The sequence below is a fragment of the Amycolatopsis lurida genome, from assembly GCF_900105055.1.
In the GTDB taxonomy this organism is placed as follows: Bacteria; Actinomycetota; Actinomycetes; order Mycobacteriales; family Pseudonocardiaceae; genus Amycolatopsis; species Amycolatopsis lurida.
On the sequence record NZ_FNTA01000004.1, the window covers coordinates 7,472,944 to 7,488,613 of the forward strand.

Sequence of the window (15,670 nt, forward strand, 5' to 3'; positions counted from 1 at the left end):
GTCAGACCCTCCGTTCACGGACGCTCGCGAACAGGCCGCCGGGCTTCAGGAGCAGCACCACCATGAGCAGCGTCAGTGCGGCGAGCGGGACGAGTTCCGAGCCGACGTAGCCGCTCACCAGACTGAGCGACAGGCCGAGGACGACGCCGCCGACGACCGCGCCGACCGGGCTGTCCAGCCCGCCGAGCACCGCGGCGACGAAACCGTACACCACCACACCGTCCATATAGGACGGATGGACGAGGCCGCCGCCGGCGATCAGCAGGCCGGACAGCGAACCGGCGAGCGCGGCCAGCGCCCAGCCGAGGGTGAGCATCCGTCCGACCCGCACGCCGAGCAGGCGGGCCACCTCCCGGTCGAAGGCCGCGGCCCGCATCCGTAGGCCCAGATCGGTACCGCGGAACAACAGTACGAGCCCGATCAGCACCACGCCGACGGCGACGATGGTGAACACGCCGAACCCGGTCAGCGCGATCGTCGTGTCGCCGACCCGGAACCCGGTGAGCCCGAACGGGGCCGGGAACGACCGGTACCGCGAGCCGAACACCAGCGCGGCCAGCGCGTGCAACACGATGAACAGCCCCAGCGTGAGGATGACGGCGTTGATCTCGGCCTTGCCGTCGACGAACCGGACGACGAACCGTTCCACCAGCGCGCCGAGCACGAGCCCGGAAACCAGGGCCACGGCGAAGCCCGCCCAGTACGACCAGCCCGCGTCGATCAGGACCAGCGCCAGGTAGGTGGTGATCATCGCCATCGGCGCCTGGGCGAAGTTCACGATCCGCGTCGCCCGCCAAATGAGCACGAGCGCCAGCGCGAACGCGGCGTAGACCACGCCCAGCGTCAGGCCGGTGAGCGCGGTGGTCAGCAGTTGCTGCACAGGGCTCCCTTTCAGAATCCGAGGTAGGCGTGCCGGAGGTCGTCGTCCGCGACGAGCGTGGCGGCGTCCCGCCGGACGACCACCTGCCCGAGGTTGAGCACGACGCCGTGGTCGGCGATGGACAGCGCGCTGCGCGCGTTCTGCTCGACCAGCACGACGGCCAGTCCTTCGTCGTGCACGAGACCGCGCAGCAGACCGAAGATCCGCGCCACGATCCGGGGCGCGAGACCCAAGGACGGTTCGTCCAGCAGCAGCACCTTCGGCCGGGAGAGCAGCGCACGGCCGATGACCAGCATCTGCCGTTCCCCGCCGGAAAGGACGTGCGCGAGACCGTTCTTGCGGTCGGCCAGCGCCGGGAACAGCTCGTAGATCCGGCGGAGGTCGGCCGCCGTGGCGCGGCCGCGTGCCCCGAGGGCGCCGAGCCGCAGGTTCTCCTCGACGGTCAGTTCGGCCAGCACGCCGCGACCTTCGGGGACGTGCGCGAGCCCGAGCGCCGGAAGGTCCTCTGTGGACACTCGGCGCAGATCCCGGCCCGCGAGCGAGATACGGCCACCCGACGGCGGAACGAGTCCGGAAATGGTGCGCAACAAGGTGGTCTTGCCCGCGCCGTTCGCGCCGAGCACCGCGGTGATCTCGCCTTCCGCGGCCGAAAGGCTCACGGAATCGAGCGCGCGCACCGGACCGTAGCTCACCGAAAGGCCCTCAATGGTCAGCACCGGCCACCTCCTCGCCGAGGTAGGCCGCCTGGACCGCCGGATCGGCGCGGATCTCGTCCGGGGTGCCGCGGGCGATGACCCTGCCGAAGTCCAGCACCACGATCTCGTCGCAGACGCCCATCACCAGATCCATGTGATGCTCGACGAGCATCACCGACATGTGTTCGGTCAAGCCACGGACCAGCGCGCCGACCTCGTCGATCTCGGCCGACGAGAGGCCGCCCGCCGGTTCGTCGAGCAGCAGCAGGTCGGGTTCGCTCACCAGCGCTCGCGCCAGCGCGACGCGCTTCCTCACCGGGTAAGGAAGGCTCGCGGGATAGCGATGGGCCACATCGGCGATGCCGAACGCGTCCAGCTGAGCCATCGCTCGCTCGGCCAGCGCCTTTTCGTCCTTCGTCAAGCCCAGCAACGAGGACCAGAAGCCGGATTTCGCGTGTCTGCCCGCCCCCGCGAGGACGTTCTCCAGCACGGTCATCCGGTCGAACAGGCCGAGCTCCTGCAGGCTCCGGGCGATCCCGAGGCCGGCGAGGTGATGCGGGCGCAGCCGCCGCAGTTCCGCCCCGCGCCAGGTCAGCGTGCCGGTGTCCGGGCGGACGAAACCGCACGCGACGTTGAAGAGCGTGGTCTTGCCCGCCCCGTTCGGGCCGATCACCCCGAGCACCCGGCCCGGCGCGACGGTCAGGGAGACGTCCGACAGGGCGACGAGACCACCGAAGGTCACCGACACACCGGACATCTCGAAAGTCGACAGGGTCACGCAAGAACTCCCAACGGAGAGAGGAGGCCCCGGCGCGGGTGCGCCGGGGCCGGTGACGCTCAGGCGTGCGGACACGTGTCCCGGTAGTCGCTGATCGTGCGGTCGTCCGGGGCGGGGCAGAGGAACTGCTCGTAGCGGGTGTCGTTGTCCACGAACCGCTTCAGCCACGAGAGCGTGTACTTGGCCATGGTCGTGTTCGCCGTGTTCGGGAAGAAGTGGCTCGCGTTGTCCAGCTCCATGTACGCCTTCTCCGCCGAAGCGGGAATGCTGGTGTAGAACGGGATCGAGTGCGACGCCACCGGCGCGACGGAGTCGGACTCGCCGCCGATGACGAACGTCGGCACCCGCAGCGAGGACCACGACTTCTGCGTGTTCCACGGCGCGAGCGGCACGGCGGCCTGCAGCGACGGCCGGTCCTGTGCGGCTTCGAGCGAACCGCCGCCGCCCATCGAGTGGCCCGCCACCGCGAGCCGGGTGGCGTCGATGCGGGAGCGGACCGTGCTGCGCTGGGTCAGGTAGTCGAGCGCGGCCAGCAGCTGGTCACCGCGGCTTTCGGGCTGGTCGTAGATCGTGTTGGTGTCGATCGTGAACACCACGAAGCCCTGCGACGCCAGCCGCGGGCCCATCCACGCGATGCTCGACTGGGTCGCGGTGTATCCCGGCGAGATGGCGACCGCGCCGAACGTGCCCTGCGTGGTGCTGGTGGGGTAGTAGATGGTTCCGCCGCCGAAGCCGGTGACGGCCAGGCTCGACACGGAGGTCTGCGCTACCGCGAACGAGCCGCGGGACGCTTCGATGCTGCTTTCCGTCGGGTCGGGTCCTCGTTCGTAGGGGTTCTCGGCGGCGTAGGCCGCGGGGGCGGCAAAGAGTGCCGCGACGGTGGCCAGTCCACAAAGGATCCGGGTCGTACTACGCATGGTGCCGTCTCCGTTCGCCGTTGAACACGGTCCGTGGTGATGGACTGTGGCAAACGGCCGGAGCACGCTGCATCGGTGAAATCGCCAGTCTTGATCCGCGACCGCTCCCGCCGGGCCGGTCGCCCGTACGATCGGCGATCGTGAACCCCTCAGCCGAGGACATAGTCCGCACAGCGGCGCGGTGGATCGATCGCGGCGTCCGCGTCGACACCTCCGCCTTCGCCCAGGATCTGGGCATCTCGCGCAGCACCCTGTTCCGCCGCGTCGGCAACCGGGAAGACCTGCTCGGTGATGCCCTCTACTACCTGTCCGAGCGCACCCTGACGGCCGCCGCGCGCACCTGGGAGCGCGAAGAGGGCGACGTGGTGCGCAACGCGGCCGGTGAACTTCGCTGTCTTTCGATCATGCGCGAGTACCGGTCCGTGCTGGCGGCGAGTGCCGGGTTCCGGCGTTTTCTCGACGACGAGCCGGTGCTGGCGATCCGGCTGCTGACCGACCCGCACGGACGCGTCCAGCCGAGGGTGATCGCCGCACACGTCGAGCTGCTTCGCCGCGACGTCGAGGACGGCGGCTTCGTGCCCGCGGTCAGCCTGGACAGCCTGTGTTACGCGATCGTGCGGCTGGGCGAGGCGTTCCTGTATTCGGACGTCCTCGCCTCGCGGACACCCGATCTCGAAGCGGCGTCGACGCTGCTCGGCGCGCTCGTGGAGGGACGGGTGCCGAGCAGGACCTTGTGAAACACTTGCGCCTGGTGTTTCATCGAGAGGAATCTCGAGGAGGCGCCGATGCCTGTGTACCCGCTGCGGGGGAGGGACGACCTCTTCGGCGGGCTGAGGTCGGTCGCCGGGCGCGCCGTGCTGATCCGCGGCGCGGAAGGCCTGGGGAAATCGACCTTGCTCACCGCGCTGCGCGCCACCGTCGGTGTCCGTCTGGTCGGTGTGCGGGGCCTGCGAGCGGAAAGCGAGCTACCCTACGGCGCCCTGCAGCGGATGTTCGGCGCGCCGGTCTCCAGCGGTGCGGAGGCGCGAGACCGGCTCGGCGCTGTTTCGTCGCCGACGATCTGCTGGGTCGATGACGCGCACTGGGTCGATCCGGAATCCCTGGCGGCGCTGGGGTTCGCCGCCAGACGTCTGGCGGGCGCGCCGGTCGGGATGGTGCTCGCCTCGCGGTCCGGATCCGACGAGTTCGACTCCGTCGAGCTGCCACCGCTGACCGATGCCGCCGCCGATCAGGTGCTTCGTGACCGCGGGGTGCCCGCCGGGGTACGCCCTCAGCTGGTCGAACTCGGCGAGGGGAACCCCGCCGACCTCGTCGCGCTGGCGGCTTCCTTGACGCCCGCGCAGGCGGCCGGGCGGGAGCCGGTCTCACCGATCCTGCGGGAGCGTCTGCCTCGCTACACGGCCGAGCTCGACGCGATGCGGGTCGACGAGCGCCTCCGGTTCCTGGCCACCTGCATGGACTTCTCCGCGAGGAAGGCGACCTGGTACGCGGCTGCGTCCCCGGCCGACCGCAGGGCGGCGCACGCGCGGCTGGCCTCCGCCGAGGAGGGGCCCGACGCGCTCTGGCATCGTGCGATGGCGACGGCGACGCCTTCCGAACCCCTCGCGGACGCACTCGCCGCAGCACCGGCGGTGGACCACGCGGCCGCGGCCCGGCAGCTCGAACGCGCCGCCGCCCTGACCGCCGATCCGGCGACCCGGGCGGCCCGGCTCCTGGCGGCGGCGGACGCGGCCTGGCAGGCGGGAAGACCGGGATGGGCACGGTTGCTGCTGTCCAGAGTGGACACCGAACCGGGCGCCGTGGCGTTGCTGCACGGGGAGATCGAGCTACGCGACGGCGATCCCGCCGTCGCCACCCACGAACTGGGCACGGCGGCGGAACTGCTGCCCGATCCGGCGGGCGCGCTCCTGCTGGCGGGCGAGGCGCGCAGGCTCGGCGGTGACCTGAGCGGCTACCGGGCCCTCGCCCGGACGGTCCCGGCGGGTGACGGGCTGGTCTCCGCGCATTTCCACGGCCTGACCTCGGTTTACGCCGGACGTCACGAGGACGCCGTCACGCCGCTCACGGACGCCGTCGCCCAGGGGATGGCCGGCTCGGACGTCGCCGGGGCCGTCTGGGCCGCCGAAGCGGCCTTCGCCCGGGGGCATGCCGAACGGGCGCACGAATACGCGGCCGCGGCCGTGAGCCGCGCGCGGCTCGGCAAACGCCACGCGGAACTGCCGTGGGCGCTGATCTACCTGTCGCTTTCGGCCATCGCGCTCGACCGGATCCCGTGCGCGCGGGCGGCGTCCCGGGACGGCCTGCGCGCACCGCACAACCTGCGGATGGAGCATCTGACGTTGCTGGGGCTGGCCGCCGCACTGCTCGGTGACCGCGTACCGGAGCTGGACGAGGCGGCCGAAGGCATCGCCGAACGCGGTCTCGGCAGGCCCGCCGCGGTCGCCGCTTGGGCGAACGCCTGTCTGGACCTGGCCGAAGACCGGCCCGACGACGCGTTGAGCAGGCTCGAAGACCTCGCTTCGGGCGTCTCCGGCGACCAGCCGGTGATCCGGGTGCTGGCCACTCCGCAACTCGTCGAGGCGGCCGTCAGTTCCGGGCGGCCCGAACGCGCACTGGCCGCGCTGGAGGTGTTCGACCGCTGGACCCTCGCGGGCGCCGAACCCTGCTGGCTCGCGCTGAGCCACCGCTGTCACGCGCTGACCGCGTCGGATCCCGGTGTGGCGGAACGGCGTTTCGTCCTGGCCATCGAGGCGCACCGGCGGGCGGGCGGCGCGATGGAACTCGCCAGGACCCGGTTCGCCTACGCCACCCTGCTGCGACGGCATCGGCGGACCCGCGACGCCCGCGACCAGTTCCGCGATGCCTTGCGCGGCTTCGAAAACGTCGGTGCGAAGCGGTTCGCCGAACGGGCGAGGGCCGGGCTGCGGGCGACCGGCGAGACCGTCGACGTGCCGCACCGATCGCTCGCCGGTCTCACGCCGCAACAGGACGCCATCACCCGGCTGGTGGCGGCGGGGGAGACGAACAAGGAGATCGCGCGGCGGCTGGTGATCAGCCACCGCACGGTGGATCACCACCTGCGGAACATCTTCACGGCACTGGGTGTGCGGTCCCGCGTGGAACTCGCGCGCCGCGTCGCCGCCGGCGAGCGAACTGCTCGTGAGTGGTAAGGACGGTTAGAACCGTCCTTACCACTCACGAGGTCTCGTCACGGGCAGGCGAGGACCGGGGCCTGCGGACGGCCGCCGCCGTGCAGGTCGCTCAGCGGAACCCTGGCCAGGCCGAGGATCGCCTGCGCGGTCGCGCGCGGAGCGGTCGACGGGTTCAGGCCCGTGGCGTCGTAGGCGATCGCGCCGCGGTCCGTCTCGGCGCCGGCGCAACCGGTCTGCAGGGACCGCAGGAATTCCCGGGCCTTGACGGCGGCGGCCGGGCGGTGCCCGGCCAGCGCCTGCGCGGCGAGTCCGGTGCTGTTCGCGTTCGGCGCGTCGGTGCCGAAACCGAAGCCGCCGTTCGCATGCTGCTTGGTGAGCAGCCAGGCGGTGCCCTCGCCGGCGTTCACCGGGTCACCGGTGGCGCGCAAGGCCTGCACGACCGTCGCGGTCGCGTCGACGTCGCTCGTGCACGTCGCTTCGCCGAAGTTCAGCGGGAAACCGCCGTCGGGACACTGGGTGCCCGCGAGGAACGCCACGGCCGGAGCGGGAGCGCCGCCGGTGCGGTCCAGCGCCAGCAGGGCGAGCGACTGCGAGAGAGCGTTGGAATAGTCGCCGTATTCGGAGCGGTCGGAGAACCGGCCGGACGGCGTGAGCAGCGAGAGCAGGCTCGCCTTCAGGTCGACGCCGCCGAACGACGCCGGGTTCTTGCCGCGAACCTGGGCGGCGAGCAGCAGTTTCGCGTGCGCGCCCGCGTACGCCTCGGTGCCGCTGCCGACGTAGCCCGTGGTGATCTCCGGTTTCGCCAGCCAGGCGATCGCCTTGCCCGCGTTCGCGTCCGACACCCCGGCCGCGGCGAACGCGAAGATCGCGTCGATCGTCAAACCCTGGTCGGGGAACTTCTGGCCGCCGAAGTCGGCCTCGAACCTTTCTCCGTCGGCCATCTGCCTCGCGAGCCAGCCCGCGGCGGCGCCCGCCTTGTTGTGGGTGGCCGCGGCCGCCGCCGGAGCGGCGACCAGTCCGATGCCGCACAGCATGGCGACAGCGAAGATCAAACGTCTCATGAGAACCCTTTCCCGCACTTCCACGACAGGAGTCGGTGACACCGCGCGACGTGGGTGACCGGGCTCGCCTGGAAGGCACACCGTTGCGGGACAGCGCCGGACTCTCACCGGACTTCCCCCACGACCGCGCTGAATCGGACGAACCGAAGAGTCTCACCCCGGTCAAGCGTCCGGGTACCGCCGGGCGCGAAGGGCCGATGTGATCCTGGCAACCGACCTGGTCAGCGGTGCCTGCCGGAGGTGATCGAGTGTTAACCTCGATCGGCTCGACAACTGAACACCTCCGCCCGTGACGGGGAAGCCGGTCGAAATCCGGCGCTGTCGCGCAACCGTGGGCCCTTTACCAGGGCGAGCCGGGATACCGAACGGGCGGATGAACGAACCACTGTCGCGATAAACAGGGGTGACCGCGGCGTCCGCGCCTGTCCTCCGTCATGCCGCTAGGAGGAGTCATGCGCCGCCGGTCCCTCGCCGCCGTGGCGTTCGCCGTCAGTGTCGGCGTGGTCGCCGCACTGCTCACCGGAACGGCGACGGCCGCGAACGACCTCGACGCGGCGAAGGCGAACGCCCGCTGGCTCGCGACGAAGCTGAAGCCCGACGGCACGTTCGAGAACCCCAACGGCGGCGCGCTGCCCGACCACGGCCTGATGCTCGACGCGCTGTTTTCGATGTACGCCTCGGGTGACGGCGCGAAGGCCGAGCCGATCATGAAGTTCCTCGACGACGAAGGCCACGCCACCGACTACTTCACCTGGGACAAGCTCGTTCCCGTGCCTGGATTCGACAAGGTCATCGTCGGCGGCTCGCTGGCCAAGACGCTGGTCGCCGCGCAGATCGCCGGCCGGGACCCCCGGAACTTCGACGGGTACGACCTGGTCGCCGAGACCCGAGCCGCGATCATGCGCGAGGGCCCCGACAAGGGCCGGATCAGTGACTACGCCAAAGACCCGGACCTCGCCGACACGGTGATCAACAACGCGAACACGTTCGGCCAGGGGCTCGGCGTCATCGGGCTCGCCGCGGAGGGCGAGAACGACCGGCTCGCCATCGACAAGCTGCTGACCCAGCAGTGTTCCGAGGGCTACTTCCGCGTGGCGTTCGAGTACATCCCGACGCAGGAGACCGGCGACCACGTCACCCCGGGCGGCCAGAAGGTCTCGACCTGCGACGAGGGCAAACCGCTCGGCTTGTCGCCGACCGACGGCGACGCCACGGGATTCGCGCTCTCGGCGATGCTGGCCGCGAAAAGGGCGGGCGCCACCGGGCTCGACGCCCCGATCGCCAAGACCGTCTCGTGGCTCACCGCGAACCAGACGCCCGGCGGCGGCTGGGGCGGCGGTGTCGGTACCGAGGCGCCGAACACCAACAGCACCGGGCTGATCGTCCAGGCGCTCGCCGACTCGGGCGGCGCGGACGCGGCGGTGGACAAGGGCGTGCGGTACCTCAAATCCGCGCAAGCGACCGCCGAGGCCGACTCCGGTAACCAGCTCGCGGGCGACCTCGGCGCCATCGCCTACAACCCCGCTTCGTACGTGGCCGCGCGTACTTCGGGGATCAGCGGGCTCGACACCTGGATCCGCGCGGGCGCCCAGGCCTCACTCGGGTTGGCGCAGGTCGGTTTCTTCACGCTGGCGAAAAGCGGCGGTCAGCCACCGACCAGCAGCGTCTCGGATACGCCGACCACTTCTTCGGGAACGGGGTCGCCCACCGGCACCCCGACCTCGACCACGAGCGACCCGGCGCCGACCACGACCACCACCACGACAACCACCACGACGACGACCACCACGACCACCACGGCGTCGGTGACGCCGACGCCGTCTTCGTCGAGCGGCTCGCCCACCCCGAGCACGGTCACCGTCACCAGCGCCCCGCCCGTGGCCGAACGGCGGGAGGACAAGCCCGCCCCGAAGACCACGACGCCGAAACCCGAGAAGGCCCTCACCCCCAGGGCGTCCACCGGCGCCAGGGTCCCTCCACCGAGGGCGATCGCCGCTCCCGTCGCGATCTCGGGCACGGCGCCACCGGCTTCCCGCCTGGGTGCCTACCTCACGAACCGGCTTGCCGGCGGTGACCACGTCGAGGTCACCGAGGACGGCAAGACCTACGTCGACTACGACGCCACCGCCGATCTGGTGCTGGCCCTGCGCGCGCTGGATCAGCAGCCCGACACGGTCGCCCGCGCGTCGAAGTTCCTGCTGACACCGGAATCCGTGCGGGCCTACGCCCACGGTGCGCCGTACGAACAGGGCGAAGCGTCCTACGCCGAACCACTCGCCAAGCTCGTCCTCGTCGCCGAGTTCGCGAAGGCCGACGTCGTCGGCCAGTTGCGGGCCGATCTGGTGAAGCTGCGCGGTACGGACGGCAAGTTCACCGACACCGGATCCTTCGCCGACGCCGGCGAAACCGTCGAACGGCACACTTGGGCGGTGCTCGCCACCGCCGCCGATCCCGGCCCCGCGGTCGAACTGCTCCTCACGCGTCAGTGCGCCGACGGAACCTTCCCGAAGCACCTCGACACCGCGGAGTGCGGCTCCGGTGACCTCGGCGCGACCGCCGCCGCGGTCACCGCGCTGGCCGCTCGGCCGCACACAGATGCCGCGCCGTCGGCCAAACGCCCGGACGGCTGGACCGAGCGGCGGGTGTCGGCCTTCGTGTCCGCGGTGAGCGCGCTCGGCGTCCGGCCGACCGGCGAGGGCATGGTGACCGGAGAGGCGGGCGAGCCGGACGTCGCGCTCAGCGCCGCCGTCGCCGCCGCGCGGCAGATCGCCGGTCTCGACGCGAGCGGAACCGCGCGGTCGCTGGGCAAACTGGTCCAGGCCGACGGCGGTTTCACCAAGGGACCCGTCGCGGCGAGCGACGGGAAGACCGATTTCGCGACCAGCCTGGCCGCCGCGCAAGGAGTCGCGGGCCGATCGTGGCTCACCGCCGCGGATTCACCGCTGTCGCCCGCGATCCGGCTCCCGCTGTCCGAGACGCATCCGGCCGACGCCGCCTCGTTCGGCACGCAGGTGCCTGCCGTGGCCCCGTCCGACGCCCCTCCGCGGTGGGCGCTCTGGGGACTGGCCGGACTGGCCGCGCTGTTCCTGTTCGCCGCGCTCGCACTCGTCTTCGTACTTCGCCGTTCCGTCGAGAAAAAGGGGGCAACACCATGAAGAGACTGCTCGCCGTCACGTCCGTCCTCATCGGACTGATCGGGCTTTCCGCCGCGCCCGCGAACGCGGTCGACACCACCAAGGGCTACAACGGGATCTGCACCGGCGCCGACGCGCTCACCGGGGTCACCGTCGTCGTCGACTTCCAGGAATTGAACGGCAACGGCGGGACCGCCGCGCCGACGATCACCCGTTGCTCGCCCAACGCCGCGCCGGGCACCGCCCGCACGGGTATCAAGGCCTTGCAGGACGCGGGGATCGCGGTCGCCGGCACCGCACGCTGGGGCTTCGGTTTCGTCTGCCGCGTGGAAGGCCGCCCGTCCGCGACGGAGACCCTCCCGCTGTCGACCAACCCGAATTACAAGGAGGCGTGCGTCAACACCCCGCCCACGCGCGCGTACTGGGGTTACTGGCACGCGGACGGTTCCGGCTCGGCCTGGACCTACAGCACCTCCGGCGCCGTCAACCGGAACGTGACCCCCGGCGGGTTCGAGGGCTGGTCGTTCTCACTGAACAAGTCGGCGACGACCAACCCGCCGCCCGGTGTCACGCCGAGGAACCCGGCCATCCCGTGAGGAGGGTTCTTTCCGCGGTGGCGGTGGTCCTCCTGATCGCCGCCACGGCACCTTCCGCGCACGCCGTCGACCAGAGCAAGGGATATCCCGGCTTCTGCAAGGACGCCACCGGCGTCACCGTGGTGGTGGACTTCCAGCAGCTCGGCGGCACGGCCATCGTCCGCTGCAATCCCCAGACCACCCGCGGCACGGGGCTGGACGCGCTCAAGGGCGCCGGTTTCCAGATCGCCGGGGTACAGCGCTGGGGCGAGTCGTTCGTCTGCCGGGTCGAGAACCGGCCGTCCGCGACCGAGAACCTCCCCGTCGCCGGCCGCGAGAAGTACCGGGAGCTGTGCGTCGACACGCCCCCGGCCCAGGCCTACTGGTCCTATTGGCACGCTTCGAACAACTGCGCGTGGGACTACAGCCAGTGGGGGCTCAAGAACCGGGACTTCACCCCCGGCGGGTTCGAGGGCTGGTCGTTCTCCTTGAACGCCACGACGCAGAGCATCCCGGTCCCGCGGATCTCCGCCGTGCGGCCGGGCACCGAGGGCCGGCCGTGCGTGCCGCGCGAGGAGGCCAAGCCGGTCACCGGCGACCCCGGCGAGCGCCAGCAGCGACCGCAGCCGGGCAGCGGGCAGGCCGACGGACCGCAGCCGACGGACGGCGCGGAACCCGGTGCCGGTGAGGTGCCCGCAGCGGGTCCCAGTTCCGGCGCGCTGCCCCCGCCCAAGCCGCGTCCGAGCGCGTCGGCGCGGCCGAAGGCGGAGGATCCGTCTTCGAACGTCGCGTTCACCGGCGGTGAGAACGCCGAGGACGTCAACGCGGTGATCGAACGCGAGTCCGGAGCCAGCGACTGGGCGCCGTGGGCGGCGGGTGCCGCGGTGCTGGCGTTGTGCCTGGCGGGATTCCTGATGGCACGCAGACGCAAACGCGCGCAGGGAGCCTGATGACGTCCTACTTCCTGCCGCGCGACCTGCATCCGGCCGCGTGGTGGGTGTGGGCGCTGGGACTCGCCGTCGCCGCGACCCGCACGACGAACCCGTGGCTGCTGCTGACCATCGTGGCGGTCGCGGGCTACGTCGTCGTGGCCCGGCGCGGTGAGGCTCCGTGGGCACTGGCGTTCCGGCTCTACCTGTACCTCGGCGCGTTCATCGTCGCGATCCGGGTGTTCTTCCGCGTCGTGTTCGGCGGCGCCGAAGGATCCACGATCATCCTGCGGCTGCCCGAGATCCCGCTGCCGGAATGGGCGGCGGGTATCCGGCTCTTCGGCGACGTGTCCGCGGAATCGTTGCTGGGCGGGCTTTACGACGGGATGCGGCTGGCGGCGATGGTGATCTGCCTCGGCGCGGCCAACGCGCTCGCGAACCCGAAACGGCTGCTCAAGGCGATGCCGCCGGCGTTGTACGAGGTGGGCACGGCGGTGATCGTCGCGCTTTCGGTGTTCCCGCAGCTGGCCGAGAGCGTGCTGCGGGTCCGGCGGGCCCGCAAACTGCGCGGTGGTTCGGGAAAGAAGAAGATGAAGGCCCTGCACACCGTCCTCATCCCCGTGCTGGAGGACGCGCTTTCGCGCTCACTGCAGCTGGCCGCGTCGATGGACTCGCGCGGCTACGGCCGTGCGGGGCTGGTCGAGGCACGGACCAGGCTGATCACGGGAACGCTGATGATCGCCGGCCTGCTCGGTGTCTGCGTCGGCGTTTACGCCACTTTGGACGGTTCCACGCCCCGATACCTCGCCGCGCCGGTGCTTTCCGTGGGAGTCGTGATCGGGTTGATCGGCTTCTGGTCGGCGGGCAAACGGGTCCGGCGCACGCGGTACCGGCCCGATCGCTGGCACCTGCCGGAAATCGTCGTCGCCGTCAGCGGGATCGGGGTCGCGGTGACGTTGTTCGTGACCTCCAGTGTGAACCCGATGAACATGAACCCGTCCCTGATCGACCTGTCCTGGCCGACGCTGTCCTTCGGGCCGTTGCTCGGCGTGCTGCTCGGCGTGGTGCCCGCGTTCCTCACCCCGGCGCCCGAACCTCCCTATGCCGCACTAGAAGAAGAAGCCCGCGCATGATCGAACTCGACCACGTTTCCTTCACCTATCACGGCCGCGCCGAACCGGTGCTGTCCGACGTGACGCTGTCCATCGGCGAAGGCGAACTCGTGCTGTTCGCCGGCCAGACGGGGGCGGGCAAGTCGACGCTGCTCGGCACGATCAACGGTCTCGTCCCGCATTTCACCGGCGGCCACCTCGAGGGCACGGTCTCCGTCGACGGCGTGACGACGCGGTCCCGTCCGCCGCGCGAGTTCGCGCATCTGGTCGGCGTCGTCGGGCAGGACCCGCTCGCGGGCTTCGTCACCGACACGGTCGAGGACGAGCTCGCGTACGGCATGGAGCAGCTCGGCCTGAGCCCGCAGGTGATGCGACGCCGGGTGGAGGAGACGCTCGACCTCCTCGGCATCGCGGAACTGCGCAGGCGCGCGCTGCGGACGCTGTCCGGCGGGCAGCAGCAGCGGGTGGCCATCGGCGCGGTGCTGACCACGCACCCCAAGGTGCTGGTGCTGGACGAACCGACGTCGGCGCTGGACCCGACCGCGGCCGAGGAGGTGCTCGCGACGCTGGCCAGGCTGGTGGAGGACCTCGGCACCACGGTGCTGATGGCCGAGCATCGGATGGAACGCGTGATCCCGTTCGCGGACCGGATGATCCACGTCCCGGGCACCGGGGGAGTGGTCGACGGGACCCCACCGGAAGTGTTGAAGGACATGCCGATCGCGCCGCCGATCGTCCACTTGGGACGGTTGGCGGGCTGGGATCCGCTGCCGATGTCGGTGCGCGACGCCCGACGCCGCGCTTCGTCGCTGACCCTAGGTGCTCCCACCGTGCGGAGTACCACCGTCGGTGAGGAACTGCTGACCGCGTCCGGCGTGGTCGTGCGGTACGGGCCGAAGGTCGCGGTGCGGGAGGCCGGCCTGGCCCTGCGCGCCGGCGAGGTACTGGCGATGATGGGGCGCAACGGCTCCGGCAAGTCGTCGCTGCTGTGGGCGGTGCAGGGCTCCGGCCCCCGGCAGGGCGGCAAGGTCACCGTCGAAGGCAAGGACCCGAAGACGTTGAGCAGCGCCGAGGCCCGCGCGCTCGTCGGCATGGTGCCGCAGACCGCGAGCGACCTGCTGTACCTGCAGACGGTCGCCGCCGAATGCGAAGCCGCCGACGCGGAATCCGGTGCGGGGCCGGGGCATTGCCGGGGCCTGCTCGACAGGCTCGCTCCGGGTATCGATCCCGCGTCGCATCCGCGTGACCTGTCCGAGGGCCAGCGTCTCGCGCTGGTGCTCGCCGTGCAGTTGTCGGCCGCTCCGCGGATCATGCTCCTGGACGAACCGACGCGCGGCCTCGACTACACCGCGAAGGCGGCGCTGGCGCGGATGATCGCTTCGCTGACGGCCGAGGGCAAGGCGATCGTCGTGGCCACCCACGACGTCGAGTTCGTCGCGACGATCGCGCACCGGGTGATCGTGATGGCGGAGGGCGAGGTCGTCTCGGACGGCCCGACCGGCGAGGTGCTCGGCGGTTCCCCGGCGTTCGCCACGCAGATCGCGAAGATCCTCGGCGAGCCTTGGCTCACCGTCGAAGAGGTCCGCGCGGCGCTTCCGCAGGAGGTCCCGTGACCACGATGGCGCCGGCGGTCCGGCTCGGCCCGCGCTCGGCGACGGTGCTCGGCCTCGCGTCCCTCGCGGGGCTGATGATGTTCGTCTGGCCGCTGCTGGTCCGCGTCGAGCCGCAGTCGATGCAGCACGGCCCGGACGCGCCTTTCGTGTTCATCGGGATCCTGCCGATCCTGATCGTCATCGTGCTGGCCGAGCTGTCCGAAGGGGGCATGGATTCCAAGGCCCTCGCGATGCTCGGCGTGCTTTCCGCGGTGAACGCGGCCCTGCGGCCCCTCGGCGCGGGGACCGCCGGGATCGAGACCGTGTTCTTCCTGCTGGTGCTGGCCGGGCGGGTGTTCGGTCCCGGCTTCGGGTTCGTGCTGGGCTGTACGTCGATGTTCGCTTCGGCGTTGCTGACCGCCGGGGTGGGACCGTGGCTGCCGTTCCAGATGATGTGCTCGGCGTGGATCGGGATGGGCGCGGGACTGCTGCCGCGCCGAGTCACCGGCAAAGCCGAGATCGCGATGCTGGTGGGGTACGGGATCCTCGTCGCGTACGTCTTCGGGCTCCTGATGAACCTGTGGTTCTGGCCGTTCATCACCGATGCCGAAGTGCCGTACCACGACGGGCACATCTCCCACGTGCCCGGCGCCCCGCTACTGGAGAACCTGCACCGGTTCGCCGTGTTCACCCTGCTGACCTCGACGGCCGGCTGGGACACGGGCCGCGCGATCACGAACGCGGTGGCGATCCTGGTGCTGGGGCCCGCCGTGCTCGCGACGTTGCGCCGGGCTTCGCGGAAGGCTTCCTTCGGCGTGATCCCTTCCTTCACCGACCGCAATTAG

General features: G+C 71.1%; 13 protein-coding genes and 2 riboswitches. Of the genes, 8 read left to right on the forward strand and 5 right to left on the reverse strand.

What is annotated here, in order from left to right; translation table 11 throughout:
• Nucleotide 1: 1 nt before the first annotated feature.
• The 4 genes from BLW75_RS40505 to bdeA form a co-directional block, all read right to left on the reverse strand.
• Entirely contained in the window at nt 2-880 is an 879-nt protein-coding gene (locus BLW75_RS40505; protein WP_034316127.1) for a branched-chain amino acid ABC transporter permease, read from the reverse strand.
• 11 nt (nt 881-891) lie between these two features.
• Nucleotides 892-1,596, reverse strand: a complete 705-nt coding sequence (locus tag BLW75_RS40510; RefSeq protein ID WP_034316224.1) for an ABC transporter ATP-binding protein — start codon at nt 1,594-1,596, stop codon at nt 892-894.
• Entirely contained in the window at nt 1,583-2,332 is a 750-nt protein-coding gene (locus tag BLW75_RS40515; protein WP_091600184.1) for an ABC transporter ATP-binding protein, read from the reverse strand. The genes BLW75_RS40510 and BLW75_RS40515 overlap by 14 nt, the downstream gene beginning before the upstream one ends.
• An 80-nt stretch (nt 2,333-2,412) precedes the next feature.
• Nucleotides 2,413-3,270, reverse strand: coding sequence for a bis(hydroxyethyl) terephthalate hydrolase (gene bdeA, locus BLW75_RS40520; RefSeq protein ID WP_034316122.1), 858 nt, complete (start codon nt 3,268-3,270; stop codon nt 2,413-2,415).
• Nucleotides 3,271-3,410: 140 nt separating this feature from the next.
• Between bdeA and BLW75_RS40525 the strand changes: the two genes are divergently transcribed.
• Nucleotides 3,411-4,007, forward strand: coding sequence for a QsdR family transcriptional regulator (locus tag BLW75_RS40525; protein WP_034316120.1), 597 nt, complete (start codon nt 3,411-3,413; stop codon nt 4,005-4,007).
• 48 nt (nt 4,008-4,055) lie between these two features.
• Nucleotides 4,056-6,440: a helix-turn-helix transcriptional regulator gene (locus tag BLW75_RS40530; protein ID WP_034316117.1), complete on the forward strand. Its 2,385-nt coding sequence runs from the start codon at nt 4,056-4,058 to the stop codon at nt 6,438-6,440.
• A 38-nt stretch (nt 6,441-6,478) separates the two neighbouring features.
• On the opposite strand, the gene BLW75_RS40535 is transcribed toward BLW75_RS40530, so the two are convergent.
• The gene (locus BLW75_RS40535; RefSeq protein WP_034316115.1) at nt 6,479-7,483 is read right to left on the reverse strand and encodes a prenyltransferase/squalene oxidase repeat-containing protein; all 1,005 of its coding nucleotides are present in this window, start codon (nt 7,481-7,483) and stop codon (nt 6,479-6,481) included.
• A gap of 32 nt (nt 7,484-7,515) precedes the next feature.
• Nucleotides 7,516-7,642: riboswitch (cobalamin riboswitch) on the reverse strand.
• Nucleotides 7,643-7,754: 112 nt separating this feature from the next.
• Nucleotides 7,755-7,867, forward strand: a riboswitch (cobalamin riboswitch).
• Between the two features lie 68 nt (nt 7,868-7,935).
• Between BLW75_RS40535 and BLW75_RS43275 the strand changes: the two genes are divergently transcribed.
• From BLW75_RS43275 to BLW75_RS40565, 6 genes are read left to right on the forward strand one after another with little or no spacing between them, the layout of a single operon-like run.
• The gene (locus BLW75_RS43275; protein ID WP_034316112.1) at nt 7,936-10,638 is read left to right on the forward strand and encodes a prenyltransferase/squalene oxidase repeat-containing protein; all 2,703 of its coding nucleotides are present in this window, start codon (nt 7,936-7,938) and stop codon (nt 10,636-10,638) included.
• Nucleotides 10,635-11,213 carry a hypothetical protein gene (locus tag BLW75_RS40545; RefSeq protein WP_034316110.1) on the forward strand — a complete coding sequence of 193 codons (579 nt, stop codon included), beginning with the start codon at nt 10,635-10,637 and terminating at the stop codon, nt 11,211-11,213. Before BLW75_RS43275 ends, BLW75_RS40545 begins: the two co-directional genes overlap by 4 nt.
• A gap of 17 nt (nt 11,214-11,230) precedes the next feature.
• A complete protein-coding gene (locus BLW75_RS40550; protein ID WP_034316107.1) occupies nt 11,231-12,142 on the forward strand; it encodes a hypothetical protein in 912 nt (303 codons plus the stop codon).
• Entirely contained in the window at nt 12,142-13,254 is a 1,113-nt protein-coding gene (locus BLW75_RS40555; RefSeq protein WP_034316105.1) for an energy-coupling factor transporter transmembrane component T, read from the forward strand. The genes BLW75_RS40550 and BLW75_RS40555 overlap by 1 nt, the downstream gene beginning before the upstream one ends.
• Nucleotides 13,251-14,846 (forward strand): ABC transporter ATP-binding protein, encoded by a 1,596-nt coding sequence (locus BLW75_RS40560; RefSeq protein WP_034316103.1) that lies wholly within the window; start codon nt 13,251-13,253, stop codon nt 14,844-14,846. Before BLW75_RS40555 ends, BLW75_RS40560 begins: the two co-directional genes overlap by 4 nt.
• Nucleotides 14,847-14,851: 5 nt before the next feature.
• Entirely contained in the window at nt 14,852-15,670 is an 819-nt protein-coding gene (locus tag BLW75_RS40565; protein ID WP_034316222.1) for an ECF transporter S component, read from the forward strand.